The following is a 25849-nucleotide window of genomic DNA, read 5'->3' on the forward strand; positions in this document are numbered from 1 at the left end:
CACGAGCGATTCTGCGCTTTGCTGAGGGGCGGCACGGGGGGGGAGAGAGATGGCAGACGACACGGACATCTTGCTGGAGCTGTGGCGGGGCCAGCGTGACGAGGCCCGCCAGATGGAGAATCAACGTGCGGCGCTCACCAGCGTCGTGATCGTGGTTACTGCGGCCGGCTTCGGTTTCCTGGTGCAGCACGGAGGACTTCGCACGTCCTCGCTCGGGGTGACGTTGCCGATGTTCGCCCTGGGGCTTTTCGGCGCCGTGGCCTGTGCCAAGTACGGTGAGCGTTGGGCCGTCCAGTCCGGTCTGGCTGACAGCTTGCGGCGTGAGATAGGGCTTCGCCACCCGGAGTTGAACCTGTCCGCTCTCATCGCGGACAACCGCGCGGAGCATCGGGCCGAGTACCCGCGTATCTCGTGGGTGAAGATCTCGGCACTCTGGGTCGGGATCCATCTGGGGATCTCAGCCGGCGGGTTGGCCCTGAGCCTCTGGGCTCTGCTGTCCGGCCGTTGAACGGACACCGCTCCGCGCGCGCCCACCGGGTGCACGACCCGCTCGTCCGAGGGACGACGGTGTGGGCAGTTACCGGCACTCAGACGCGCACACCGTAACTCCCCGTCTTTTACCGGCCGTTCATGACCTGGTGCGTCATGGACGGCGTCATGTGCCTGTTATCTTTACGTGACTTCACGACATGACCCTCCGTGACGCTTCGGCCCGGGATCGCTATCAGCAGGACGGGAATGACCAAGCACGACAGGTTCAACAGGGCAACGCAGGCCGCACGTACGGCACTGGCACCCGGGCGGGGCAGACGGAAGCGGACCAGGACGCGGTCCATGAAGCTGCGACTGCCCAAGAGACCGGACTACCCCCGGTCCGGGCGGCGCGGCTGGCGCCGCTGGGTGCCTTCGTGGTGCCAACTGCTGGGCTCGGCAGTGACGTTCGTCGGTCTGCTGACGGCGGCCGTCGCCATCGCGTACGCCCGCACCGACATACCCGACGACCTCAACGCCTTCGCCACCCAGCAGGACAACGTCTACTACTGGGCGGACGGCACACCCATGGCGCGCACCGGTTGGGTGAGCCGTCAGGAGATGAGCCTGGAGAAGGTTCCCGAGCACGTCCGCGGGGCGGTGCTGGCCGCCGAGAACCACGGCTTCTACTCGGATCCCGGCGTCTCGCTCCAGGGCGTCACGCGTGCGTTGTGGCAGACGGTCAGCGGCGGGGACACCCAGGGCGGCTCCACCATCACCCAGCAGTACGTGAAGAACGTCTATCTCTCACAGGACCGTTCCTTCTCGCGCAAGTTCACCGAGATGCTCATGGCGATCAAGCTCGACCGGCAGCGGGGCAAGGACCAGATACTGGAGGACTACCTCAACACCAGCTGGTTCGGGCGTGGTTCCTACGGACTGCAGCGTGCGGCCCAGGCGTACTACGGCAAAGAGGTCACCCAACTCAACGTCAGCGAGGGCGCGTTCCTGACCGCCCTGCTCAAGGGAGCGGCGCTCTACGATCCCGCCCTCGGCCCCGGCAACCACAAGCGCGCCGTCGATCGATGGAAGTGGACGCTGGACCGCATGGTGGACGTCGGCAGGCTGAGCCGGACCGAGCGGGCGCGGTACACCGAGTTCCCCGAGCCCAGAGCAGCCCCCAGGACGACCAGCGCCAGTGGGCAGGACGGCTACCTGGTGGCGCTCGCGGAGTCGTACGCGAAGCGCACGGGGAAGATCCCCGAGGCGGCCTTCGACCTCGGCGGCTACCAGATCTACACGACCTTCGAGAAGCCGAGGATGGCGGCCCTCACCGCGGCGGTCAAGAAGTCGCGCGACACACTGGACCCGAAGGCGCGGGCCACCGACCGGTACGCGAAGTTCGGGGCCGCCTCGGTCGCCCCCGACGGGCGGATACTCGCCGTGTACGGCGGTCCCGACTTCCAGCGGCAGGCCTTCAACGAGTCCAACACGGCCACGGTCCCCGCGGGTTCGGCGTTCACCCCCTTCGTCTACGCCGCCGCACTGGAGCACGGCGTCCAGCGCGAGCGCACCGGCCCCCGTACTCCGATCACCCCCTCGACCGTGTACGACGGGGACGACGACGCGCCGCTGATGACTCCGGAGGGCCCCTACTGGGACCGCGGCGGCAAGATGGTCAAGGGCCAGAACGACGGCGACCGCTCCTACGGGCACATTCCGCTGGGGGAGGCGATGGCGCGGGGCGTGAACACCCCGTTCCTCCAACTCGGCATGGACGTCGGTCTCGACCTGGTGCGGGACACCGCCGAGGAGTCCGGGATGCTCGCCTCCAACTTCGGCCCGCCCGTGCCCGCCTTCTCGCTGGGCAACTCCACCCCGAGCGCCATCCGCATGGCCGGTGCCTACGGAGTGTTCGCGGGCGGCGGCATGCACACGGACCCGTACTCGGTACGGAAGATCACGCGCAACGGCGAGCCGGTGCCGCTGCCCCGCCCGCGCTCGGCGCGCGCCCTGAGCCAGGCCGTGGCGGGCCAGGTCACCGAGGCGCTCACCCGTACCGGCGAGGACTTCGCAGGCAAGACGGGCACCACACCTGACGACGCCGCGCGCTGGTACGTCGGCTCCACCAAGGAGGCGTCCACGGCGGTCGTCGTCTACCGCATGGACCTCGCCAAGAGCCTCGCACCCCTGTCCCTCAAGGCGCTCGGCCGGGATCCCGCGGCCGCCAGGAAGATGCCGGCCGAGATCTGGGGCCGGTACACGGCCGCCCTGCGCCGGTGACGCGCACCGTGCTGCCTTCGCCCCCGTCCTCCCCCCTCTGTCTGGAGCAGTCGCGATGATCTGGAAGAAGTCGGCCACGCTGCGCGCTCGGATCCGTACCAGGTCCGGCATCAGTCTCGGTGTCGCCGCAGTGCTCGTCGCCTCGCTCTCCACCGCGCTCGCCGTCTCGGCTTCGGACGACTCGTCGGACGACGCCACGAACCCCGTGGCCGGGCCGAAGGCGACCGCCGCCGCGCCGAAGCCCACCGCGAAGAAGCCGCCGGGCACCGGCAAGGGCAAGGAGGAGAAGTGGGACGGGCAGGTGCGGGTGCTCGGGGACGGCTCCACGTCCTACACCGGGCCGCAGCCGGGCCAGTTGAAGGCGGAGCGGCTCAAACCGGGTGAGCAGCCTCCCCAGTTCGTGGTGTTCTCCTGGGACGGCGCGCTGGAGAGCGACGACCGGCTGTTCTCCCGCTTCCGGCGCGTGGCGAAGGAGAACAACGCCCACATGACGTTCTTCCTCACCGGCATCTATCTGCTGCCGAAGGAGAAGAAGAACCAGTATCTGCCGCCGCAGCACAAGACCGGCGCGGCCGCGATCTCGTACCCGACGGACGAACACATCCGTATGACGCTGGAGCAGCTCGGCGGGGCCTGGAAGGAGGGGAACGAGATCGGGTCGCACTTCAACGGCCACTTCTGCGGCAAGAAGGGCGGCGGCGACTGGAGTGCGGCGGAGTGGACGTCGGAGATCGACCAGTTCTACTCCTTCGTGCAGAACTGGAAGACGAACACGGGCATGAAGGATCTCGATCCGCTGCCCTTCGACCCCACCCGTGAGGTCGTGGGCGGGCGGGCGCCCTGTCTGGAGGGGCAGAAGACCCTCATACCGGCGACCAAGCCCTTCGGCTGGCGCTATGACGCCAGCTCTGCGGGGGACTTCCAGATCTGGCCCGCCAAGAAGGACGGCATCTGGGACCTGCCGCTGCAGCTGCTGCCCTTCCCCCAGAAGAAGTTCCAGGTGCTCTCCATGGACTTCAACTTCCTCTACAACCAGTCGAAGGGGAGCACCGAGGGGGATCCGGCGAAGTACCAGGAGTGGCGGAAGGAGGCCAGGGACGCCTATCTCGCGGGATTCCAGCGGGTGTTCCATGGCAGCCGGGCGCCGATGTTCATCGGGAACCACTTCGAGGACTGGAACGGCGGGATCTACATGGATGCCGTCGAGGACGTGATGAAGGACGTCTGCCCCCGCAAGGGGGTGCGCTGTGTCTCCTTCCGCGAACTGACCAACTGGCTCGACGCACAGGATCCCCAGGTGCTGGCCCGGTGGCGGCTGCTCGACCCCGCTCAGCCGGCGGGCTGGAAGCAGTAGGAGACCCCCGCGAAGGTGCCCGTGGGCTCGTCCTGCGGCCCCCGTGCACCTTGCGCCTGCTTCCGCCTGCTTCCGCGGGGAGATCGGTGTCGACTCAGCCGGCCAGGTGTCTTTGCAGGTCGATGTGGCGGAACTGATAGACGGCTCCGGCCTGACGCAGCACGCCGCGGTGTTCGTGTGCGTCGCGCAGGAAGCCCATGAAGTCACGCGGGAGGCGTCGGCGCAGTGCGAGGTAGAGGTGTGCGATGCCCATCGTGCCCCAGACGGTGGAGGAGAAGGCAACGGTCAGTCCGGCCCAGAGCCCGAGACCGAGTCCGGTCAGCAGGCCGGCCAGCGGATCGTGGTGCAGGGCGATGGCCACCCCCGGCCCGCCCCCGGCCGGGATGCCGACCGCGAGGGTCAGCTGCCAGAAGACGAGACGGTCCCGCGCCCACAGCGCCTGCGGTCCCACTGCGCGAGCCGGGTCGGCCGAGCTCGTGCCGAAGCCGGCGGCGAGCGTCAGGCCCAGACCGACAGCGATCACCGCTGTGGTGGCGGCTCCGGCCAGGGCGACCAGGGCGGTGACGCCCAGTCCGACCGCGAGCCAGGGCCAGTTCCACGTCCAGAGGATCCCTGTCACGGGCTGTCGGTCGGGGGCGAAGGACAGCCAGGCCGGGAGAACGAGGGTGTAGCCGACGATGAGCCCTCCCAGGACCAGGGACGGGGCCGTCCCGAGCTTGGCGGCATTGCCGTCGATCTGCGGTGTGACCACGATCAGCAGCACGACTGCTGCGACCGATCCGATGGCCCGGGCGAGCAGATGCGGGATGCTCGCTGATACCGCGCGGTGCAGTTGCCACCAGGTCAGATCGGGGGAGCCGTGTTGAACACGCTGGAGATGACGGGCGAGGAAGACCAGGGCGGCGTGCGCCTGTTGCGGCGTCCAGCGGCAGGGACGGCCGGGGTGGGAACGGTATGCGGCGGGGACGAAGGCGGAGAACAGGTGTGCCTCGACGGAGTCACGGTCAGGAAAGCGCCGCGCATCACACAGTTCTCCTGGATGCGGCAGCGCAGCGGTCTGCTCACCGGGACGCGGGTTGTAGATCGTCCGGGCCAGAAAGAGCATCAACGGCGTGCGCAGCGCTTCGCCCATCGGCGTGGCACTGCTCCACTCGGAGGAGAGGGCTGCCCAGCGGTCGGCTGCTGGGCCGGCGCCTCCCGCGTCCCGGCGGAGGTAGGCGGCGGCATCCGCGGCGGCCAGAGGGAGCAGTTCGATCCCCGCGGCGCCGGAGAGTTTCACCGGCACGCCGTAGGAGAGCGGGCGCAGGGCGTCTCGGTACTCGGTGAGGCGGCTGGACAGTACAACGGGCCGCCCCAGCGGGAGCGCCTGATTGATGGCGCTGAGAGCCCTGCCGCGAACGGCGAAGGGAATTTCGTCGAGACCGTCGAGAATGGGCAGGACCAGATGGTGTTCGAGCAGCGCGCGGGAGCGGGTCACCGATCCGTGGCGGGCAGGCGCCGGCTCCGCCAGGCCGGGATGGTCGGCTGCGAGCCGGTCGGACAGCCACGCGTAGAGATCCTGTCCCTCCGGATTCCAGGAGGCCAGCGGGAACAGCACCGGCACCGGTTGGCTCTGCCCCTGCTGACGGCCCTGCGGAGAGGAATCCCGCAGGGCGAGCAGGCCCAGGAGCAACCGTACGAGCAGTACCGTCTTGCCCGCTCCCGGCGGGCCGAGCACCAGCAGCCTCCGGGTGGGCACGCGGTCGGCGAACAACTCGGTGATCTCCGCGCCCGTACCGGCCAGGTCCTCAGGGGTTCGTGCCCACGCCGCGCTGTCACCGGCCGGGCCGCCCGGCCAGTCGACGGCCATCGACCGCAGCAGGGGCCACTCCTCCGCAAGACCGTCCGGCACGGCCCGCCAGGACACCCGGAGCGGATACGGGTCGTTGACCCGCCGCACCCGGGCCTCCGTCTCCCACTGGTCGTGGACGGCGCGTGCCAACTGGTCGGCGATCTCCCCAAGTTGTTGCTCCGCCGCCTTCCGGGCGCTTGACCGGTAGGTGACCCAGGAGAGGAACAGCGGGGCCAGGGTGGGAAGCAGCGACGCAGCCGTGGCCGCGGCGCCCAGGGCGAACCGGTGGGCGATCCAGAGCGCCCCGCTCATCCCGCCCAGGGCCAGCACGAAGTACACCGCACTGATCTGCCAGCTTCGGTTTCGCCCTACCCCCATACCGGCGATCGTCCCGCGCGGAGGCAGCGACGGCCACCCCACACGGCCAACTGCTCATGGCCGTCACCGAGATGGAATTCGCCGGGGCGCACTCCACCGGATTCCCCGCGGACGGCCATCAGGGACCCGAAGTGCCCGGGACCGTGCACGCCGGGCGGACGGCCGTGCCCCCAGCGCACGATTGCGCGCCGGTCCCCTCCCGCTTCCCCGATGCTACGTTCCGGGGCAAAAGCGGAAGGGGGCTCCAGATGTGTGCATCATGGCATGAATACAACATTGCGCCGGAACGCAGCGCCACGGACACCCGTGGTATCACCGCGCTGTCGCGGATCTCCACCAGCATGGAAATCTGGTGGACCGGCATCAACCAGTCGATCGAAGGCGCCTTCTGGTACGAAGGCGGCCAGTGGACACGCCAGCAGGTCGCGCCGGGCGGCAGCGCCTCCGTCAGCGGCGGAATGGCCGCGGTGTCGCGGATTCCCGGCAGCATGGAGCTGTGGTGGATCGGCGCCAACGGGTCGGTGGAGGGCGCCTATTGGTACGAGGGAAGCCCATGGACCCGCTACCAGATCGCGCCCAACAACAGCGTGAACAACGAAGGCAACCTCGCCGCCGTGTCACGGGTCCCCGGCCACCTGGAACTGTGGTGGATCAGCACCAACGGATCCGTGGAAGGGGCCCATTGGTACGAGGGCGGCCAGTGGACCCGCTATCAGATCGCGCCCCACGGAAGCGCCGCGGTCCGGGGCGGTGTGGCCGCGGTGTCGCGGATTCCCGGCAGCATGGAGCTGTGGTGGATCGGTGCCAACGGGTCGGTGGAGGGCGCCTATTGGTACGAAGGCAGCCCGTGGTCCCGCTACCAGATCGCCCCGGCCCGCAGCGCCTCGGTCAACGGCGGCATGGCCGCGCTCTCACGCGCGCCCGGCACCATGGAGATGTGGTGGATCGGCGACACCGGCGGCGCCATCGCGTCGGTGGACGGCGCGCACTGGTACGAGGGCGGCCAGTGGACCCGCTATCGCCTCGCACCGGACGCCGGCGCGTCCCCGGCCACCGGGATCGCCGCAGTGTCCCGGATCCCGGGCAGTATGGAGATCTGGTGGGTCGGCCCCCAGCGCGGGGTGAAGGGCGCGCACTGGTACGAGGGCGGAAAGTGGACCACCTACCAGCACTCGGCCTTCGGCAGCGGCGCCGCCTTCGGCGGTGTGGCCGCGGTGTCGCGGATTCCCGGCAGCATGGAGACCTGGTGGATCGGCGGAGAGGGCGCGCCCAGGGGCCCGGGCTCCGTGCAGGGCGCCTACTGGTACGACAACGACAATGAGAGCGACGACGGCGAGAACGAAGCGGGCTGACGCGATCCGGTACAGGCCGAACCACTGCCCACCCCAGTGAGCAGAGGCATCAAAAGCCCTGTGCGCGAAGACCGGTTCACCGGCCGGTGCGACCTGGCTGCGGGCACCCGCCCGGAGGCTTCCCCGCTCCTGTCCGAGGACCTGAGCGGGCTGGCCCCGGCGATCATCGGGTGCGGCGAATGCGACCCGCTGCGCGACGAGGGCCTGGCGTACGCCGATGCCCTGGCCGACGCCGGGGTGCCGGTGAAGAAGCGAGCGAGCTGGAGGTGGTGTCGGCAGGACATGGCTAGGACGAGGTTCAGCGCTGGACGCCGGCGTGGATCGCGGAGGTGATCCGCACCGGTTCGATGCTGTGTAGCTCCTCGGCCGGACATCACACTCTCTTGCGCTGCTTCCTCCCTTGTGGTCACTGGCCGGCGACTGGTGCGGGCGAGATCTGCTGCATGAGGGTGAGCATGTCCGGAGCGACCCATTCCTCGGCAATTCTGTCGCCTTCGATGCGGTAGATCTCGACGCTCCGGAAGCTGACCTGCCGGTCCGTCGGCGGAATTCCTTGGAAGGTGCCCCGATGGGTTCCGCGGAAGCGGATCCGCACCGCCACCTTGTCGTCGGCCTCGAACATGTCCTCGACGTCGATCTGCAGGTCGGGGAAGCCCTCCCACATGGCTTCGGCTCCGTGCCGCCAGATCGCCCGTCCGTGCAGCGGGTCGTTCACGCCGGGGACGTTGGCGATGAAGTTCTCCGTCAGCATCTCGACACAGGTGTCGAGATCGCCGAGCTCCAGCGCCTTGTAGGCCGTGCGCAGCAGGGCCAGGTTCTTTCCGTTCACGGTGGGCATCTCGGACTCCTTTCCAGGGGGGCGGCCGTACGAGTACGGGGTCGCTCCGATCGGTAGGTCTCAGTAGAAACCGTGCCGTTGCGTCAAGGTCAAGGAAGGCCTGAGGCTCCCCAAGGACTTCTCGGCCAGGCCACCGACCACCTCGCAGGCCGAACCGTCCAGCTCAACCAGCCTGGCCCTCTCCGTCGGCGCGGTGACGCTGTTGACCACGAGGTTGGGGTCCATGTCGTGCAACCCCGCGACCTGCGTACGGCAGCCCGCGGCCCCGGCCGTATTCCGTGGTGGAGAGGTTGGCCGGGGCCGGGGGCGAGTGTCAGCGGTCAGCAGGGGCGGTAGGACGAGATCTTGTCGTTGATCCAGCCGGGGACGGTGGCCCACCACTCGCCGGGGCCGATCCTGAACTCCAGGCCGCCGTAGTTCTTGTGCTCGTAGAAGCACATGGAGAGGTTCGTGCTGTTGCCTATGGAGGAGGTGGAGTCCTTGCCCGATCCGGTGAGCTCTCCCACCTGCACGGGTGCGCCGCTGGGGTACACCGGGATCGAGTAGTTGGGGTTGGCGTAGATGAAGACGCCGGCGAAATCGGCGCCCGTGGTGGAAGCCGCGGCGGGGGCCGCGGTTGCCGCGACGCCTGCCGTTGCGGCCAGGGTGCCGACGGCGGCGGCCAGCGCGAGCTGCTGCTTGGTCTTTGCCAGGAACGACATGAACTCTTCCTCCTCTTCGGGGAGGAGTCCGGCCGTGGAACGACTTGAGCGGGGCCGGATCTCCGAGCCACAACGCGACGTCGTGCAAGAGTTTTCTGCAAGTGCGTGAAAAGGATTGCATGTGGGCTGTCGGCCGGGCAACTACCGTGCATCGACGAGTAGTTGGTCTGCCATGTCGGTGAATGCGAGAGAGTCCGGGCCCGTCCTGCGGGCCCGGACTCTCTCGTGGAGAAGGGACTCTCGAACCGGCCCAGGGTTACGGGCCGGCTGTCGCCTTCGGGTCGCCTGCTGCCTCCGCGTCGTTGCCGGGCGGCGTCACCGCCGTGGGGTGATGAAGGTGTCGTTCACGACGTATCCGTCCAGCCCGTGGAGTTCGCCGTAGGTCATCAGGTCGCTTGTGCGGTTGATGAAGCCGCGCCCCGAGTAGTTGAGCGAGGTGTTGCAGAGGACGCTGAATCCGGTCAACTCGCCGAAGGAGGACAGGAGTTCGGCCATTTCCGGGTTGGCCGTCGGGTCGACGGTCTGGGTGCGGGCCGTGCCGTCGACGTGTGTCACCGCCCGCAGTTCGCCGGACTCGACCTGGCTGAAGTACAGCATGTAGGGGTCGGGGACCCCGCCGCTGAACCAGCGGCCCGCGTCCTGCTCCAGGCAGATCGGGGCGATGGGGCGGTATCCCTCGCGCTGCTTGATCTTGTTGAGCCTGCCTGTCGTCTCCTCGGTGAAGGGAGCGGCCAGGATCGACCGGTTCCCGAGCGCGCGCGGGCCGATCTCCCAGCGGCCCCGTGCCCAGCCGATGATGTTCCCGTCGCGGAGGTAGCGGGCGACCTCGCCGTGGTCCAGCGGCCGGATTTCGTACCGCTGGGGGTCAAAGGAAACGTCCTCGACGAATTCGCCCCCCGCGTAGACGTCCCAGTCCAGGCCGGCCGACCCGGTGTAGAAGTGCTGGGCGTCGATGGCGGTACCGATCGCGGAGCCGCTGTCGTTGGGGCACGGCGGGACGAAGACCGCAGGGAAGAGCCCGCACTCGCGCCAACGGCGGTTCCACTCGCAGTTGAGCCCGCAGCCGCCGGAGATGAGCAGCGGGAGGCCCTCGGTCAGATGCTCCCGGGCGTAGGCGTGGAACCGGTCGAAGACGGCGTCCGACAGACGGGCGGCGAGGTTCTTGTACGCGTCCGTCTCCACGCCGATGTTGTAGTAGGGGGAATCGGTCATCCGGTCCTTCAGGCTGCCGGTGATGACCTCCCTCTGACCGAGTACGAAGTCGATGACTTCCTGCTCCGCCGGGGTGGGCGGCCGGTCCTCGGCGAATCCGGCCAGTGCCATCTGCTTGCCCGCGTCCTGGAAGCGGACGAATTCCTCGTGCGAGCTGTACTTGGGATCGGCGAGCGCGAAGCCGTAGGAATACTTGTTGCCCGGGTAGTTGAGCACTTCTTGGAGATGGGTCACTCTCCCGTGCTCGTCGATGCGGTAGAACGAGCCGATGTTCCCCTCCCACACCAGGCTGTAGAAGGGCTGGTCCCGACGGAATGCTGACATTCCATAGGACGTCATGATGTGAGAGCGCTCGTGCGTGGAGGAGAAGACGCGCACGTTCTTCCCGAAGAAGCGCCCGGCCTCGTCCGAGATCGCGGATTCGCCCACACCGAAGTACCCGGCACGCGAGGGCTGGTCGGTGGCCTGGGTCCCTTTGATCCAGCCGCTCACGGCGATGACGTCGGGCTGTTTGTCCAGCCGGTCGGCCGCTACGGCGAACACCTCGGCGGTCAGGGGGCTGTAGCGGACGAACGAGTCCTTCTCCGCCTCCAGGGAGAAGAGCAGCTTCCCGTCCTCGACGGCCGCGATGGCCCCGTCATGGCCTTCCTTGAGGGAAAGAATCAGCATGATGGTCCGTTTCTCTGCGTTCAGACGGTGCCGGAACCGGCTTCCGCCGCGAGGACTTTCCGGGCGAGCCGGTGCAACTGCGGGTTGGCGGACAGGGCGCCGGTGCCGTTGTGGGGCGAGGCGCCCAGGAGATCGGTGCAGACACCGCCGGCTTCCGCCACGAGGATCTGCACGGCGGCGATGTCCCAGGGGTTCACGACCGGTTCGGCCGCGATGTCGAGGGTTCCTTCGGCGACCATGCAGTGCTGGAGGAAGTCCCCGAAGGCACGGTCCTCCCAGCATTCTTCGGCCAGGCGCAGATAGGCCGCACGCGAGTGGAAGACGTCCCAGGTGCGTGTGCTGGTGGTGGAGAGGTAGGCGTGGGCGAGACTGGCGTTGCCGGAGACCCGCAGGGGCAGGGGTGTGCTGCCGGCCGGTCCGCGCCGCAGCCAGGCGCCCCGTTCGGCCGCCGCCCACCAGCGGCTGTGCAGGGCGGGGGCACTGATCACACCGACGGTGGGCCGGCCGTCCTCCAGCAGGGCGATCAGTGTGGCCCAGACGGGGATCCCGCGCAGGAAGTTCTTGGTGCCGTCGATGGGGTCGACCATCCAGGTGCGCCCGGCTGTGACGGAGCCACCGGTCTCCTCCCCGGCGAAGGCGTCGTCGGGGCGGGCCGATCTCAGTGCCTCGTGTACGGCCGTCTCGACTGCGGTGTCCGCGTCGGTCACGGGCGTACGGTCCGGCTTCTCCCGGACCCTCAGGTCGAGGGCCCGGAAGCGACGGCCGGTGATGCCGTCGGCGATGTCGCCGAGTTGCAGGGCCAGTTCGAGATCGTCCTGTTGTGGCACGGGATCACTCCTCGTGCAGTTCGAGCATGTGGTACTCCATGACCCGGACCTCCTCGATCCGGCGCACGCGGCGCAGCAGTTCGACCCGCATGCCCGCCTTCTCCGCGAGGGTGTCGAGCCGTTCGCGGTCCCCGAGGTCGGCCGTGCCCAGCAGCAGTCTTCCGCCGTCGGCAAGGTGCTCGTGGGCGCCGGCGATGTACCGGGCCTGGCCCTGGTAGCCCGGGTCGAAGACGGCGGTGTGCAGATCGGTGGAGAGCGAGAAGTCGTCCTCCACATAGGTCCAGGGCACGTTCCAGAAGATGGCGTCGAAGCGGTCCGTGGGTTCGAGCGCCGCGTACATGTCGCTGTGGAGGACGCGCACCCGGTCGCTCACCCCGTGCCGTTCGGCGTTGGCGGCCGTGTTGGCCACTGCCTTGTCGTTGATGTCCAGTGCGGTGACGGAGGCACAGCCGCTGAGGGCGGCGGTCACGGAGATGACGCCCGTACCGCAGCCGACCTCCAGGAAGGAGCCGCCCTCGGGATAGGGCACGATCGAGGCCAGCACCTCGGTGGCGGCGCTCAGGGTGCTGGGGAAGACGCCTCGGTGCAGGCTCCATTCCCGCCCCAGCAGGGTGAAGGAGTCCGGCAGGTCGTCACCGGCCAGGGCGTGCTGGAGGGCTTGGGCCACGGTCTCGGGGGTCTCCTGGAAAACCATCGTCTCCGCCTCTCCGGTGGTGGTACGGGTCATCGGTTCGGCCCGGACGCGTACCGTACGAGCGCCTCGCGGTGACGGCCGATCTTGCGGAAGGCCTCCGCGTACTGGTCGATGAGCGTCTTGTCCTCGGGCCAGTTGGTGAAGGTGGGCAGGGACAGCGCGTGCTTCTCGACGTGCTCGGCGTGCGAGCCGGTCTCCGGTGCGATGCCCTTCTTCGACGTGCCGGGGAAGAGGGGGTTCTCCTGGCGGGCGTAGAGCGGCAGGGTCGACAGCCGGGGGCCGGAGGGGGCGCCCACCTCCATGCCCTCGGCGCGCAGCGCCTCGATGAGGACGGCGCGGGGGACACCGCCCAGTGCCTCGGGCCGGTAGAGCGGTTTGTAGCCGTACCAGGCGCCCATGTCGACGTGGTCGGCAACGTGCACCGGCTCCAGGTAGGCCACGTCGCCGAGCTGCCCGCCGAGGTGGCGCAGACAGCGGTGCCGGGCCTCCTTGCGTGCCGGGAACGCCGCGAGCGCGTGCCGGGCGACGATGGCGTTGAACGGCGACATGCGCAGCTTCAGCCCGAAGCCGGTGACCCAGTGTGCCCGCAGGTCCTCGTCGAGGACGGCGTCCCGGGAGCGGTCCCGGTAGTGACCGAGGAGAGTGGCGCGGTCGTGCACCTGGGGGTCGCTCGTGACGAGGATGCCGCCCTCGCCCGCGTAGACGGCCTTGTTGGCCTGGAGGGAGAAGACCGCGGCGTCGCCGAAGGTACCGACGGGCCTGCCCTTGTAGCGGCTGCCGTGGGCGTGGGAGCAGTCCTCCAGAACGCGCAGCCCGTGGCGCTCGGCGATCCGCAGGATCGCATCCATGTCGCAGGGGTGGCCCCACTGGTGGACGACGGTGACGACCTTGGTGTGCTCGGTGAGCGCGGCTTCAAGTGCGCCGGGGTCCAGACCTCGGGTGTCGGGGTCGATGTCGACCAGGACCACGTCACCGCGGAGCGCGAAGACGGGACTCAGCGCCGCGTGGTAGGTGAGCGCCGGGCCCACGACGTCCACGCCTTCGCGCACACCGAGCGCGAAGTAGGCGGCGAAGAGGGCGCTGGTACCGGAGTTGAAGGTGACCGCGAAGCGGGCTCCGTGGTTGAGGAAGGCGAGGAAGTCGGCCTCAAGTCGGCCGATGGGACCGCTGTTGCCCTTGATGGAGATGTCGGTGTTCCGCTGCTCGGCCAGTTCGGACAGCTCCGCCTCGTCGGCGGGAGGCGGCCAGACCTCGTGCGGCAGCGGCTGTTCGACGGCGGGTGCGCCTCCGAGGAGGGCGAGTTGTTCGGCGATGGTCATGTGTCCTTCCTGTCTTCGCGGTGAGGCTGGGGACCGGCGCGTCGGGCATGGCCGGCGCGCGTACGGGGACGGGGTCAGGCGCACTGGCCGGCGAGCTCGTTCTGCTCGCGCAACCGGTCCCGGTAGATCCCGTCGATCGTGCGCACGGCGGCGAGTTGACGCTGGAGGTGGTCCTGGCGGAAGCGGTGGTCGTCCAGGTGCCCCAGATAGTGGGCGATCATGGAGCGCACGGCGTCGATCTTGGGGCCTTCCCAGGTGTAGCGCTCCAGCAGCAGCCCCCCGATGGCGTGCAGGGTGGCGGCCCCGGGAGCGACGTTCAACGCGCCCTCCGTACCGAGCACGCAGAGGTGCTCGATCTTCTCGTGGCTGTGGCGGGAGATGCGCAGCGAGCCCGCCAACCCCGTGGAGGGATAGCTGCACATGAGGCTGACGAGATCCTCCAGCCGACGGTCCCGCATCTCCTGGTACTGGTGCACGAAGGCGGAGTGCACCCGAGGGGGTTCGGGCGCGGGGAACATTCCGCTGAGCACATCGATGAGGTGGTAGCCCATGTCGAGGAGCACCCCGCCCATGGCCTGTTCCCTGGAGGCGCGCCAACCCGTCGTCGGATGGGCCAGGTTGAAGTGGTAGTCGTAGGAGAACCAGTAGGGCTGCCCGATCCGCGCGAGGTTCTCCTGGGCGAACCGGAACACGGGGTTGAAGTTCCGTTGCAGCAGCGTGAAGACGCTGCGGTCGGCCCGTTGCGCCAGGTGTATGAGTTGCCGGGCTTCCGATTCGGTGACGGCGAACGGCTTTTCTTTGATGACATGACTGCCGTGCGCCAGGAGTTTCATACAGACCGGGAAGTGCTCACTGTGCGGCACGGTGACCACTGCGGCGTCGAAGTCGACCTTTTCGATTGCCTCACCGAGGGCGTCGTAATGCGGGAATCCCCATGCGTCGGCGAGTGATGAGGCTGCCACGGCGGGGTCGACCCCGCCGACGACATCTGCATTCTGCCGCACAACCGGCAGATACTCCTTTCCTTGATGTCCAGCAAATCCGATCACCAGTACTCGCGGTCGCGGACGCACGTTCTTCGACCTGTCACTGGACATGCGGAGTATCCCCCTCGCAGAAGATCTGAGGATGACGCGGGCAGCCGGAAAGGATCGTGGATGTCCTTATCGGACTCTTGGCCGCACGGGGTTCAGGGAATTCTTCGGCTCTTCCCGGAAGCATCGGCGAGCCAGGTGTGTGCTGCGGTCACCACACCCTTGATGAAGTTGCTTCCGCTGCCCTGCGCGTTCTCGTCGAGCAACGAGACCTCCTCGGCCGCGAGCCAGGCGAACTCGGTGTGCTTGTCCCGTTCGAGTGCGGGCGAGGAGAGGTCCCCGTCCACCTCGACGACGTAGTCCGACTCGATGTGGCGCAGTCCGTCCGCCGCCCACTCCTCGTGCGCCACCCGGGCAAGGACACGGCGCAGCTGCCACCCGGTCTCCTCCGCGATCTCCCTGCGCAGCGCGTCGAGGAGGGTCTCCCCCTCCTCGACCGCTCCGCCGACGACGTCCCAGCACCCGGGGAAGAGGCGTCGGTCGGCCGAGCGGCGCTGGACGAAGATCCGGTCGTACGGGTCGCGGATCAGCGCGCCCACCACACGTCGGGGTTCGTTCGCCTCGGTCACGTCAGCCTTTCACCGGGCTCGGGGGACCGCACGGCTGGCGAATCCGAGGCAGCTGCCGGCGAGGGCTGCTGGAGGAACTGAGTCAGGATCAGGGCCCCGACTGCACCTGCAGCCGTACGCCGTCTCTCGCGGAACAAGCTGCCCATTCTTCCCTCGTTTCACCTGCACGTAGATTTCGCGTGCGCCATGCTCCGGGTAAAATAGAAAAGGAGTCGAACGGTTCGAAGAAAGATTCAGGCAGCCCGACTTGTCGCCGAATCGTGCTTGACGCCGGGCCTGATTTCCGTCCTGAGTATTACCTGGAACCCTGTGCTGTGCATGGGTTCACACAAGGCTTCGGACGCCTCAACTTCTCCTTGACACGACATCAAGTAATATGCTGAGGCCGTGATGCGGCAGGTGTTGCATATCCAATCGTACGTAGGCGTTCCGGCAGTCCGCACCGAATCTTGGCCGCTGCCGACCCGATCTGCCCGCTCGGCGGGTGAGGGACTTCTTCAGCGCACTTCGCGTTGAGTGATCATTCTTTTCTGCCACCGCCGGCCGTCGCGCGGTGGAATATGTTGGCCGGATTTGCCACTCGCCGGGTCCCGGTGGCACTGCCCTTCGGCCACGAACTCCGGCCCACGTGCGGACGGAGGCCGGTGGTGTCACCACCGGCCCCGGGCGGGTGCTTCGTTCACAGGCGGCGGGCGACCAGGAAGACGTAGCCGATCTGTGGGAGCGCACCGAACCGGGGAAGGGCGCGCGTGGAGTTGAAGAACTCGAAATGGGGGTCGTCGGCGGAGGGTGCGACATCGGCGAAGGCATCGGCGAACGCCTGGTAGGTGGGCCGGACGTGCTCTCCGATGTCGGTGAACTCCACCACCTCCAGACCGGCACGGTCGAGGGCCGTGCGGAGCTCCGCCGGTTGGGGAAACCCGGGGGACCCGAACGCCCGGCACGTCTGGCGGACCGTCTCCGCAGCATCCCCGGTCACCGGCGAGCGGAGCAGCACATCGGTGATGACCAGCGGACTGCCGGGGCGCAGGGTCCGCGCGATCTCGGTGAGGGCGGCGGTCCGGTCGGGGATGTGCATCATGGACTCGATCGCCCAGGCACCGTCGAAGGACGCGGCGTCGAAGGGCAGTGTGCAGGCGTCCGCGTACCGGAAGTCCACCCGGTCGGCGAGGGCGGCGGCGTCCGCCCGGGTCCGGGCGAGGTCGATGTCCTCGTTGCTGACCGAGATTCCCGACACGCGGGCGCCGGTGGCACGGGCGATGTGCAGGGCGGGCCGTCCGGTTCCGCAGCCGACGTCCAGCAGGCGCCCGCCGGGTGCGGCGGCCAGCTGCCCCGCCACGAGGTCGGTGAGCCGGTCGGTGGCTTCGTTGAGGGAGCGGTCGTCCGTGGCGCTGTCCCAGTAACCGACGTGGATGTTCCCGTCGACGGCCGTGCCGTCCGCGGTCTCGGTCTGCTCGTCATGGAGTCGGCCGGCGTCCGGTGACGACGGGACGGTGTGGTGTGCGGACGGGTCGTTGGTCATCGATGTCTCCCGAGCATGAGGGCGTGTCAGCTGGTGAGGAGGCCGGATCTGCCGCATGACCGCCGAGGCCGAGGACTCGGCGCGCGGTTCTTCGCCGTGGCCCTGTGCGGCATCGCGACACGGGTCGACGGCCGCTTCGTCATCGCCTGCCTGGTGGTGGCCCTCGTGCTGTCGAGCCCGGGCCACGACGGAAAACCCCTGGGAGCGCGGCGTTCGATGTCGGATTCGCCGTCATTCTGCAGAATCTACTTGCGGCGCCACCACCCCGGAAGACGGCCTCACAGCCATCACCGGAACGTTCTGTTGCCTGGGCCAGGTCCTTGTCACTGTTCGCCATCTCCGTGGCCTCGACGATGGACTGCGATCCGACCGCTCGACCAGCTTCATCAGGTCGACCCACGGCAGATTCCAGCCCGCCAGGCCCGCAAGGGCCTCCGCCGTGCTGAGGCGCCGGACCTGCGGATCCGACTGCCGTCGAGGAGGTGCGGGTGCGGGGCGGACGCGCGCCACATGAGGATGCCGTTCCCGTGCGCGGACCCTTCGGACGGGTACAACCGGGCGCGTACGGCGGAGTCGATGCCGTCGGAGCCGATCAGCACGTCGGCATCCTCGGCCACCGGCATGCCGCCGGCCCGGACCAGGAAATGAGCCCGGACGCCGTCCGGCGACTGCTCGGCGCGCTGGAACAGCAGGCCGGTGCGGACGCTGGAACAGCAGGCCGGTGCGGACGCTGTCCGCCCCGAGGCGATCGCGTACGGCGTGCGGCGGCGGTCGATTCCCACGCCGACCGCCTCGATGGTCCGTGCCGCCTCCCGCACCTGCGGTCGAAATCCTGCGGCGTGCAGGCTCGGGGCGCAGGCCAGCCCGGCGATGACGCCTCCCACGATGGTGGCGGCCGTCACGCCGTCCCGGAAGCGGGTCGGGTCAGGACGGGGCGTCGCTGGTACGGTCCAACTCGGCGCGCAGCGCGACCACTTGCATGTTCAGCGCGAACTCGAAGCGCTCCTCGAAGGTGCCGGCGGCGACGTGCGGGGCGGCCTTGCTCAGGGCCGGGTACTCGGGGTCGTTGAACTCCGTCATGCGCTCGTGTGCCTCGGCCGAGTACGCCTGCTGCTCCTGCGTGATGCCCAGGACGAGATAGAAGATGGTCCAGTTCGCCCAGGCCGCCGTGCGGGGCGAGAAGCCCGCGTCGAGCAGGGTCTGGATCATCGTGTCGCCGAACCGGTAGGTGTTCGCCTCCGTCGTGGCGAGTCCGGCGAGCAGGCGGGCCGCGTCACGGCGCGCGAGGATCGCCTCCCGGCACCAGCGCGCCAGGGCCCGGACGCGGTCCTCCCACGGGCGGGGCAGGGCGGCGACGTCCAGATCGGCGAGGACGGCGTCCGACATCAGCACGAGCAGGCGGCGCTTGTTGTCCACGTGCCAGCGCACGGTGTTGTGCTGCACGCCCAGCCGGTCCGCGACGGCGCGCATGGTCACCAGGTCGAGGCCTTGCTCGTCGAGCACTTCCAACGCGGCGTCGACGACTGCTGATCGGCTGATGCCCATGCTGCTCCTTCACGGTCCTTCTTGTCCGGCGGACAATATACGGCGCCATCCCTTGTCCACTGGATAAGGGATGGTTATTGTCCAGTGGACAAGAGAGAGGAGTCCGCAGTGTTTCTGGATCCTGAGTTCCTCCCCGTCCGCGAGGTGCTGCCCGAAGTGGACGTGTTCGCCGACCTGCCGGCGGCGCGCGAGGCCGCGAGTGCGGCCAGCGGTGACGGCACGTCGGACAGCGCGATCGACGTCGAGGACCGAGCCGTCCTCGCGAACGGGCATCCCTTGAGCCTTCGGCTCTGCACCCCGGCCGCAAGGGGTACGGACCCGCTGCCCGTCGCGGTGTGGCTGCACGGCGGCGGGTTCGTGCTGGGTGGCCCGAACGCGGAGGGCGCCACGTGCCGACGGCTGGACGCCGAACTGGGCATCCCCTTCGTCGCCCCCGACTACCGGCTCGCACCGGAGAACCCGTACCCCGCCGCCTTCGACGACTGCTACGCCGCGCTGCACTGGGTCGTGGACCAGGCGGACGCCCTGGGGCTCGACGCGTCGCCCCTGGCCCTGGGCGTTCTGGTGACCGCGGCGACGCGAGCGGTCACGGACCCCAAGCTCTTCAACCGCCAGGCTGCCGAGGCGGGTTGGCAGTGCTACCTGCAAGGGGGCGACCCGGGGTCGGGATACGCCGTACCGGCCCGCGCACCCGGAATGCCGCGCATGTTCAACGTGCTGGCCCCCGGTGCCCGCGTGACCCGGCGCGCGGTCTCCGCCTGGACGGCGGCGTTCGCCGACGGGATCGGAGCAGGGAGGGGGCGCGGAGCAGGCAGGGAGCGGGGAGCAGGCAGGGAGCGGGGAGCAGGCAGGGAGCGCGGAGATGTCCGGGAGTGCGGCAATGGCTGAATCGAACCAAGTCGCTCTGCCTGAGCTGCAGGTGAAGGTACGTCAGGTGCGTGAGCTGCAGGTGATGGTGCGTCAGGTGCGCTGGGAGGCTGCCGGTGTGGTCTCCGTCGAGTTCTCGTCCCCCGACGGGCAGCCGCTGCCGTCCTGGCGGCCGGGCGCCCATGTCGAGCTCGCGCTGCCGACGGGGATCGTACGGCAGTACTCGCTGTGCGGGTCACCGCAGGACCGGTACTCGTACCGCATCGGCGTGCTGCGCGAGCGCGCGGGCCGGGGCGGATCGGAGTACGTGCACGCCTTCCTCCGCCCGGGACAGCCCGTACGGCTGCGCGGACCGTTGGACAACTTCCACTTCAGGAAGGAGAGGGCCTATCTCTTCATCGCGGGCGGCATCGGCATCACCCCCATCCTGGCGATGGCGAAGCAGGCGGCGGCTTGGGGCCTGCCCTGGCAGCTCCTCTACGGAGGCCGCACCGCCGACTCGATGGCCTTCCTCGACGAACTGAGCGGTCATCAGGAGAATGTGCGGCTCTACCCGAAGGACCGGACGGGCCGGATTCCGCTCGACGAGTGGCTGGACCGGCCGCGCCCCGGAACCGCCGTCTACGCCTGCGGGCCGGAGCCACTGCTGACCGCGATCGAGGAGCGGGCCGCGCACTGGGCCCCCGGCTCGGTGCGCCTGGAGCGGTTCAGGCCGCGTCCGAAGCCGACCCGGCCCGACACCGACGTCGAGGTGGTGTGCGCGCGGTCGAACCGTACGGTCACCGTCCCCGCAGGCAGGAGCATCCTCAGCGTCCTGGAGGACGAGGGCCTGCCCGTGACCGGCTCCTGTCGGGAGGGCGTCTGCGGGACCTGCGAGACGCGGGTGGTCGACGGCGAACCCGACCACCGGGACGACATCCTCACGGTCGAGGACCGCGCTGCCGGGGACCGCATGTACCTCTGTGTGTCCCGGGCGCGCGGCAAACGTCTCGTCCTCGATGTGTAGGGCACCCGCCCGCGCCCAGAACGGCACGCCACCTTCCGGAGGGACGACATGAGCCTGCACGAGGACACCCGTACCGCTGCCGAGGACACCTTTACTGCTGCCAAGTGCGCCCGTAACGCCGCCGAGGGCATCCGTACCGCTGCTGACGACTACCGCCCCATCGGCATGGAGCGGGTGCGGGAGATCATCGGGCACCCGTCGCCGTTCATCGCGGCGAAGAAGGAAGACCGCCTCGGCGAGTTCACCACCAGGTTTATCGCGCACAGTACGTTCTTCTGCCTCGCCACGGCGGACGACGCCGGGCACCTCGACATCAGCCCCAAGGGCGATCCGCCGGGGGCCGTGCGGGTGCTGGACCCGTGGACCCTGGCCCTCCCGGACCGGCCGGGCAACAAACTCGCCGACACCTTCGAGAACCTCGCCCGCAACCCCGCGGTGGGCCTGGTCTTCCTCGTTCCCGGGCTCCGGGAAGTCGTACGGGTGAACGGCGACGCGTTCATCAGCGACGACCCCGAACTGCTGAACATGCTGAGCGCCGACGGGAAACCAGCCGTGCTGGCGACCGTCGTGCGCGTCCGGGAGGTCTTCTCCCAGTGCGGAAAGGCCGTGATCCGCTCACGGCTGTGGGAGGGCGATCCACGCCACCTCGCCGAGGCCGTTCTGCTCGGCGGCAACTTCTACACCCTGCACGTGGCGGAGAACGCCGCCAAGATGGCCGACAGCCTCGGCGACAAGCTCGGCGAACTCACCACGCTCGCCGAGAACCAGTACCGGCACCACCTGTACTGACCCGGACCGTTCCGACTGACCGGGACCACTCCGACTGACCCGGACCGCTCCGACTGACTCGGACCGCTCCGACTGAGCCGAGCCTGTGTCCGTTCTTCGATCCGATGCGCCGTCAACTGGCCTGCAAACTAACGGAGTTGGCCTAACAGGCCCTCCCTCTCGACCCCTCCGAGTGGCAAGGTCCCCTCATGAATCCCTTCAGACCCCGCGATGCGGGAAGACCCCGGGCGGAGCACGCGTCCACCCCGCAGTACAGGCGACGGGTGCGCCGCCCCGGCCGCCGATTACGTGCCCTGCTGGCCGGTTTCGCGACGCTGCTGCTCGCCGCCACGACCCTGGCCGCCGCCACCGGCACGGCGCAGGCCGCCGCCCCCGACAGCCATGTCGTCGCGTCCTGGAACATGCAGGCCGGCCCGGCCCGCTGGGCAGGTGCGTACAACCTCGCCGGTACGCACGACCTCGTCGCCCTCCAGGAAGTCCCGCTCGGCGCACCCGCGGGCTCGCACTACCAGGGCCAGATCAACGGCGTCGAGCACTACCTGTGGGTACAGGGCGACAACGGCCCCCTGCGCCACCTCTACATCCTGCGCACCGCCAGCCGCAGCCTCGGCATGATCACCGCCTGGCAGCCCGACAACGTACTGAACATCGCGGGCGTCTACCGGCCCGCGCTCGGTGTCGTCAACCGCGCCGACGGCATCCTCTTCGCCTCCGTCCACGCCGCCTCCAACGGCGGCCGCCCCAACGACGCCGGTGCCCTGCTGCGCCGCATCTCGGACGCCGCCGACGCGAACGGCTTCCTGGAGTGGGCCGCACTCGGCGACTTCAACTTCAACCCGGCCAACCTGCCCGGCCTCGGTCTGCCCCCGGACGCCCGCATCTACAACAGCGGCCAGGCCACCCAGCAGAACGGCAACGAGCTCGACTACCTGGTCTCCGACGTCGACACCGACCGCTGGCAGGCCACCGTGCTCCCCAACTACGGCAGCGACCACTGGCCGATCCGCTTCGGCGCCCTCCAGGCCGCCGCCGAACCCGTCGACCTGACCATCCACGCTGACAACAGCGACCGTCTGCTCGACGTCTACAACGGACAGACCAGCAACGGCACGCACGTCATCCAGTACCACGCCAACGGCGCCGCCAACCAGCAGTGGTACCTGGCAGCCCTCGGCTACAACTCCCCCTCTGGCAAGCCCCTTTACCGCATCGTCAGCAAGGCCAGCAACAAATGCCTAGACGTCGCCAACGGGCAGAGCTCCCGCCCAGGGGACTACCTCAACGTCTGGGACTGCCACCCCCGCGACGGCGAACCGGGCAGTGGCGGATACCCCCGCGACACCCAGAACTTCACCCTCGAACACCCCAACGCCGCCCGCCCCAACCTCACCCTCCTGCGCAACAACGCCACCGGCCTCTACGCAAACATCAACCGCAACCAGACCGGCGACGGCGCCTGGGTCATCCAGTGGCCCGACCAGTTCGGCCCCTTCCCCGCCCCGAACGAGACCTTCTACCTGCACCCCGTCGTGGACTGAAAGTTGTTGCACAAGGGTGGGTGCGAGCGGGGGCGACCACCTGGCGGGTGTCGGCGTCGACGATGACCTGCACGTTCGCCGAGAAGGGGCAGTTGCACCCCAGAGGGCGATCTGGCGGATGGAACGTGCAGGTCTCGCCGTGCGTTGTCTGCGCATACTGCGCCTACTGACAAGTCCTTTCGTTGCGCTGATCATCGTGATTCCGCTGTTCTTGCCGGCTGCCTTGCGGAAGTTGGGGCAGCAGGCTCAACGGCGGGGTTGGCTGCCCGGCCGCTTTGGAGAACGAGAGCTGGGGGCCCGGGCGGGGCGTGGGCGCGACGGCCACTGAGGAGCTGCGGCCTGAGCCGGGCTTGGTGGGTCGGGGCGCGGTGCACGGACTGGCAGAGGGCACACCATGCGGAGGGTTTCTGAATCCCCGTCTGACCCGGGCCGGGGTGGGCCTGTTCGGCAGAGACGGCCGTTCCCAGGGGTGGCGGCAACAACCGGTGACCGGGCCACGCACGAGGCGGAGTTGCGTGTGAACAGCGATGGTCCGCCAGGTCCATCGTTCGGCGGCCTCGGGGTCGCGAACTCGACGCCGTGCGCTTGGGCGGACGCCCCCCTGCGGGTCGTGGACCCTCGATGGTGTGGGCCGGCACATCACCCGGCCGCGACGCGTGCACCCGGCTCCAGCCGGACCGCGTCCAGCGGCGTGGTCCACGAGGTGCGACCCACTTCCAGCGCCGCGACGTCGACGCGGCCGCGGTGGAGCCCGCCGTACAACGCACCGTGTCCACGCCGGTGTTCAGGCGGCAACGCCAGATCGCCCGGGGTTCGCACCGGCCCGTCAGAGCACAGCACCGGAACCGTGCGACTTCCGCGAACGCCTCCCGGTGGACGTCCTCCGGGACGATGAGCGACAAGTTCAGAGGTCGCTTCAGCATGCGCACGTACCCGCGTGGTCACGCCTGCTTGACGCATTCAGTTGTTTCAGTCACGATTGAAATGTGGATAACAACCAGCATGAGCAATGGGTGGAGCGAGTGGCCACCTTCTGCGTCGACGAGTGGGGGCTGCCGCCCATCACGGGCCGGATCCTCGGCCTGCTGCTGATCTGTGACCCGGCGGAGCAGTCCGCGGCCGCCATCGCCGACGCCATCCAGGCCAGTCGCGCCTCTCTGACCGGAAACATGCGGATCCTCACCACGGTCGGCCTGGTGCGCAAGGTACGCCGACCGGGAGACCGGACCGCGTACTACCGCATCGAGGACGATGCCTGGCAGAAGGTCATCCGCCGCAAGCTCGACAGCCTCGGGGCATTCGGCGCGATCGCCGACGACGGGCTCGCCATCGCCGGCCCGGCCGCCGAGGCCCGCATCCGGTCCGCCCGTGACTCCTTCGCCTGGCTGCGCGACATCGCGGACGGAGCGTCATGAACCGTCTCGGACTCACCCCCGTGCAGGAGACCCTGCTGCTCACGCTCCATGCGCGGGCGGTGGACGCCAGGACCACCAGGATCCTCGACGACCGGCACGCCGCCGAGGTCGCCGACCGGCTTACGGGCACGTACGACTTCGCCAAGCTCAAGATGAAGCCCAGCCTCGTCGTGGGGACCGCCCTGCGGAACCGCAGGCTCGACGACGCGGTCCGCCGGTTCACCTTGGTGCACCAGGACGCCGTCGTGCTCGACCTGGGCGCCGGTCTGGACACGCGGGCGTTGCGGTGCGACCCGCCAGCGGGCGTCGACTGGTTCGACGTCGACTTCCCCGAAGTCGTCGACCTGCGACGGGAGTTGCTGCCCGGTCGCACGCACCTCGTCGGCACGGACGCGACCGCGCACGGCTGGCTGGCCGAGGTGCCGACCGGGCGGCCGACGATCGTGGTCGCGGACGGGTTCCTGCCGTTCCTGCCGGGCGGCTCGTTCGCCTCGCTGGCCCGTGCGCTCGCCGCCCACCTGCCGAGCGGCGAGCTGGTATTCAACGGGTACACCCGGTTCGCGGCATGGGCGATGCGCTACCACCCGTCGGTCAGGGCGCTCGGCATCACGGCCGCGCAGGGGTTCGACGACGCGCGTGAGCCGGAGGGCTGGGGCGCCGGGCTCACCCTCGTGGAGGAACAGCTGCTGACCCGCGCGCCGGAGGTCGCCCGCTTTCCTCAGCCGGTGCGCGCGCTCACCCGGCTGCTGGCCGGGTCGGCGACGCTGTCCCGGCAGGGCACTCGCATACTTCGGTACGGCTTCTAGAAGTTGTCGCAGAAGGGCGGGAGCGAGCAGGCCATTGGGCTGCTCGGGCATGCGGTTTGCATGCGGTGAGGGCGAGGTTGTGCAGGGTGGCGACGGCCTGGACGGCGTGGTGGAGGCCTGGGCCCACTCGGCGGCAGTCGCGGAGGATCTTCCAGTTCTTCATCCGGACGCAGGCGTGCTCGACCCGGGCCTTCGTTTCGGTGACGCTGGTGGCGGACGCCGTCCAGGACAGGGACCTGTCGTCGCTGTTCTGGACGGCGTGCAGCAGCACGGGCCACCGGCCCAGGACGGTGGCCCCGCAATGCAGGGGCTGCTGCAGGTAGAACTTACGGACAGCGTCCTGGCGGAGATGGTTCCGACAACTCACGGTCGAGAATGCGGTCGGACTGCCCCGGTCGACGGTGACGCCCGTGATGTCCCGTACGCCGCGGATCTGGCGCGGGGTGATGTCCACACACAGGGCACCGCCGTTCCCGCCCTCTCCCTCGACGGGTATGACGGTGAGCCTCCTGCCGAGTGTCCCCCGTCCTCAGCGGCAACCGCAGTTCGCCGTCTCGCCCCACCAGCACGGCCGTGCCCCGCCCGCACTCACACAGCAGGAGTCCACGGCCCTGAACAGGCCACTTCGAGGGTCGTGACCAGCCCGATCGGCGCCTTCGTGCTGCCCTCGTCGCCGTCTTGAGCCTCGCATCCGCATGGCGAACATTGGTCTGGACCTTGACGGGTCCAGATCAATGAGGTTGGCTCTGGCCCAATCTCCCCCACCGAG

Annotated in this window: 24 protein-coding genes and 1 pseudogene; 11 read left to right on the forward strand and 14 right to left on the reverse strand. The window is 69.1% G+C overall.

Going from position 1 to position 25849, the window contains the following annotated elements; all coding sequences use genetic code 11:
* The first annotated feature begins 49 nt into the window (after positions 1 to 49).
* From ACH4SP_RS04475 to ACH4SP_RS04485, 3 genes are all read left to right on the forward strand, one after another.
* Positions 50 to 508, forward strand: a complete 459-nt coding sequence (locus ACH4SP_RS04475; protein ID WP_398409115.1) for a hypothetical protein — start codon at positions 50 to 52, stop codon at positions 506 to 508.
* A gap of 326 nt (positions 509 to 834) precedes the next feature.
* Positions 835 to 2754, forward strand: a complete 1920-nt coding sequence (locus ACH4SP_RS04480; RefSeq protein ID WP_398409116.1) for a transglycosylase domain-containing protein — start codon at positions 835 to 837, stop codon at positions 2752 to 2754.
* A 55-nt stretch (positions 2755 to 2809) separates the two neighbouring features.
* A complete protein-coding gene (locus tag ACH4SP_RS04485; RefSeq protein ID WP_398409118.1) occupies positions 2810 to 4108 on the forward strand; it encodes a hypothetical protein in 1299 nt (432 codons plus the stop codon).
* 94 nt (positions 4109 to 4202) lie between these two features.
* Here ACH4SP_RS04485 and ACH4SP_RS04490 read toward each other — a convergent pair whose 3' ends face one another.
* Positions 4203 to 6317 carry an NACHT domain-containing protein gene (locus ACH4SP_RS04490; RefSeq protein ID WP_398409120.1) on the reverse strand — a complete coding sequence of 705 codons (2115 nt, stop codon included), beginning with the start codon at positions 6315 to 6317 and terminating at the stop codon, positions 4203 to 4205.
* A gap of 248 nt (positions 6318 to 6565) precedes the next feature.
* Between ACH4SP_RS04490 and ACH4SP_RS04495 the strand changes: the two genes are divergently transcribed.
* Entirely contained in the window at positions 6566 to 7669 is a 1104-nt protein-coding gene (locus ACH4SP_RS04495) for a hypothetical protein (protein ID WP_398409122.1), read from the forward strand.
* A gap of 60 nt (positions 7670 to 7729) precedes the next feature.
* Positions 7730 to 8002 (forward strand): alpha/beta hydrolase fold domain-containing protein, encoded by a 273-nt coding sequence (locus tag ACH4SP_RS04500; protein ID WP_398409124.1) that lies wholly within the window; start codon positions 7730 to 7732, stop codon positions 8000 to 8002.
* 73 nt (positions 8003 to 8075) lie between these two features.
* Here ACH4SP_RS04500 and ACH4SP_RS04505 read toward each other — a convergent pair whose 3' ends face one another.
* From ACH4SP_RS04505 to ACH4SP_RS04555, 11 genes are all read right to left on the reverse strand, one after another.
* Positions 8076 to 8507 carry an ester cyclase gene (locus tag ACH4SP_RS04505; protein ID WP_398409125.1) on the reverse strand — a complete coding sequence of 144 codons (432 nt, stop codon included), beginning with the start codon at positions 8505 to 8507 and terminating at the stop codon, positions 8076 to 8078.
* A gap of 320 nt (positions 8508 to 8827) precedes the next feature.
* Complete coding sequence (locus tag ACH4SP_RS04510; RefSeq protein ID WP_398409127.1) at positions 8828 to 9208, reverse strand: hypothetical protein; 381 nt, start codon at positions 9206 to 9208, stop codon at positions 8828 to 8830.
* A gap of 315 nt (positions 9209 to 9523) precedes the next feature.
* Positions 9524 to 11089: a carbamoyltransferase C-terminal domain-containing protein gene (locus ACH4SP_RS04515; protein WP_398409129.1), complete on the reverse strand. Its 1566-nt coding sequence runs from the start codon at positions 11087 to 11089 to the stop codon at positions 9524 to 9526.
* 20 nt (positions 11090 to 11109) lie between these two features.
* Positions 11110 to 11916 carry a histidinol-phosphatase gene (hisN, locus tag ACH4SP_RS04520; protein ID WP_398409131.1) on the reverse strand — a complete coding sequence of 269 codons (807 nt, stop codon included), beginning with the start codon at positions 11914 to 11916 and terminating at the stop codon, positions 11110 to 11112.
* 4 nt (positions 11917 to 11920) lie between these two features.
* Positions 11921 to 12643, reverse strand: coding sequence for a methyltransferase (locus ACH4SP_RS04525; protein ID WP_398409133.1), 723 nt, complete (start codon positions 12641 to 12643; stop codon positions 11921 to 11923).
* The gene (locus tag ACH4SP_RS04530) at positions 12640 to 13929 is read right to left on the reverse strand and encodes a DegT/DnrJ/EryC1/StrS family aminotransferase (RefSeq protein ID WP_398409135.1); all 1290 of its coding nucleotides are present in this window, start codon (positions 13927 to 13929) and stop codon (positions 12640 to 12642) included. The genes ACH4SP_RS04525 and ACH4SP_RS04530 overlap by 4 nt, the downstream gene beginning before the upstream one ends.
* A gap of 74 nt (positions 13930 to 14003) precedes the next feature.
* A complete protein-coding gene (locus tag ACH4SP_RS04535) occupies positions 14004 to 15026 on the reverse strand; it encodes a Gfo/Idh/MocA family protein (protein ID WP_398409137.1) in 1023 nt (340 codons plus the stop codon).
* A gap of 92 nt (positions 15027 to 15118) precedes the next feature.
* A complete protein-coding gene (locus ACH4SP_RS04540; RefSeq protein WP_398409139.1) occupies positions 15119 to 15592 on the reverse strand; it encodes an NUDIX hydrolase in 474 nt (157 codons plus the stop codon).
* A gap of 679 nt (positions 15593 to 16271) precedes the next feature.
* Positions 16272 to 17114, reverse strand: coding sequence for an SAM-dependent methyltransferase (locus ACH4SP_RS04545; RefSeq protein WP_398409141.1), 843 nt, complete (start codon positions 17112 to 17114; stop codon positions 16272 to 16274).
* A gap of 386 nt (positions 17115 to 17500) precedes the next feature.
* Positions 17501 to 18016 carry a hypothetical protein gene (locus ACH4SP_RS04550; RefSeq protein WP_398409142.1) on the reverse strand — a complete coding sequence of 172 codons (516 nt, stop codon included), beginning with the start codon at positions 18014 to 18016 and terminating at the stop codon, positions 17501 to 17503.
* A gap of 22 nt (positions 18017 to 18038) precedes the next feature.
* A complete protein-coding gene (locus ACH4SP_RS04555) occupies positions 18039 to 18659 on the reverse strand; it encodes a TetR/AcrR family transcriptional regulator C-terminal domain-containing protein (RefSeq protein ID WP_398409144.1) in 621 nt (206 codons plus the stop codon).
* Positions 18660 to 18767: 108 nt separating this feature from the next.
* On the opposite strand from ACH4SP_RS04555, the gene ACH4SP_RS04560 reads away from it, so the two are divergent.
* The 4 genes from ACH4SP_RS04560 to ACH4SP_RS04575 all read left to right on the forward strand — a co-directional run bounded on the left by ACH4SP_RS04560 (position 18768) and on the right by ACH4SP_RS04575 (position 22859).
* Positions 18768 to 19547 carry an alpha/beta hydrolase fold domain-containing protein gene (locus tag ACH4SP_RS04560; RefSeq protein WP_398409146.1) on the forward strand — a complete coding sequence of 260 codons (780 nt, stop codon included), beginning with the start codon at positions 18768 to 18770 and terminating at the stop codon, positions 19545 to 19547.
* Positions 19548 to 19593: 46 nt separating this feature from the next.
* A complete protein-coding gene (locus tag ACH4SP_RS04565) occupies positions 19594 to 20532 on the forward strand; it encodes a PDR/VanB family oxidoreductase (RefSeq protein WP_398409147.1) in 939 nt (312 codons plus the stop codon).
* A 48-nt stretch (positions 20533 to 20580) separates the two neighbouring features.
* The gene (locus ACH4SP_RS04570) at positions 20581 to 21321 is read left to right on the forward strand and encodes an MSMEG_1061 family FMN-dependent PPOX-type flavoprotein (protein ID WP_398409148.1); all 741 of its coding nucleotides are present in this window, start codon (positions 20581 to 20583) and stop codon (positions 21319 to 21321) included.
* A 188-nt stretch (positions 21322 to 21509) separates the two neighbouring features.
* On the forward strand, positions 21510 to 22859 hold the full coding sequence (locus ACH4SP_RS04575) for an RICIN domain-containing protein (protein ID WP_398409149.1): 1350 nt from the start codon (positions 21510 to 21512) through the stop codon (positions 22857 to 22859).
* 639 nt (positions 22860 to 23498) lie between these two features.
* Here the strand turns inward: ACH4SP_RS04575 and ACH4SP_RS04580 are convergent.
* Positions 23499 to 23621: a hypothetical protein gene (locus ACH4SP_RS04580; RefSeq protein ID WP_398409150.1), complete on the reverse strand. Its 123-nt coding sequence runs from the start codon at positions 23619 to 23621 to the stop codon at positions 23499 to 23501.
* Positions 23622 to 23845: 224 nt separating this feature from the next.
* Here ACH4SP_RS04580 and ACH4SP_RS04585 point away from each other — a divergent pair, with 224 nt between their 5' ends.
* Both ACH4SP_RS04585 and ACH4SP_RS04590 read left to right on the forward strand, forming a co-directional pair.
* Entirely contained in the window at positions 23846 to 24274 is a 429-nt protein-coding gene (locus ACH4SP_RS04585; protein ID WP_398409151.1) for a GbsR/MarR family transcriptional regulator, read from the forward strand.
* On the forward strand, positions 24271 to 25080 hold the full coding sequence (locus ACH4SP_RS04590) for a class I SAM-dependent methyltransferase (RefSeq protein WP_398409152.1): 810 nt from the start codon (positions 24271 to 24273) through the stop codon (positions 25078 to 25080). The genes ACH4SP_RS04585 and ACH4SP_RS04590 overlap by 4 nt, the downstream gene beginning before the upstream one ends.
* 64 nt (positions 25081 to 25144) lie before the next feature.
* Here the strand turns inward: ACH4SP_RS04590 and ACH4SP_RS04595 are convergent.
* Positions 25145 to 25273 (reverse strand): annotated as a pseudogene (locus ACH4SP_RS04595) (IS5/IS1182 family transposase); the annotation flags it as partial.
* Positions 25274 to 25849: the final 576 nt, after the last annotated feature.

Source organism: Streptomyces sp. NPDC021093, assembly GCF_044333135.1.
Lineage (GTDB): Bacteria > Actinomycetota > Actinomycetes > Streptomycetales > Streptomycetaceae > Streptomyces.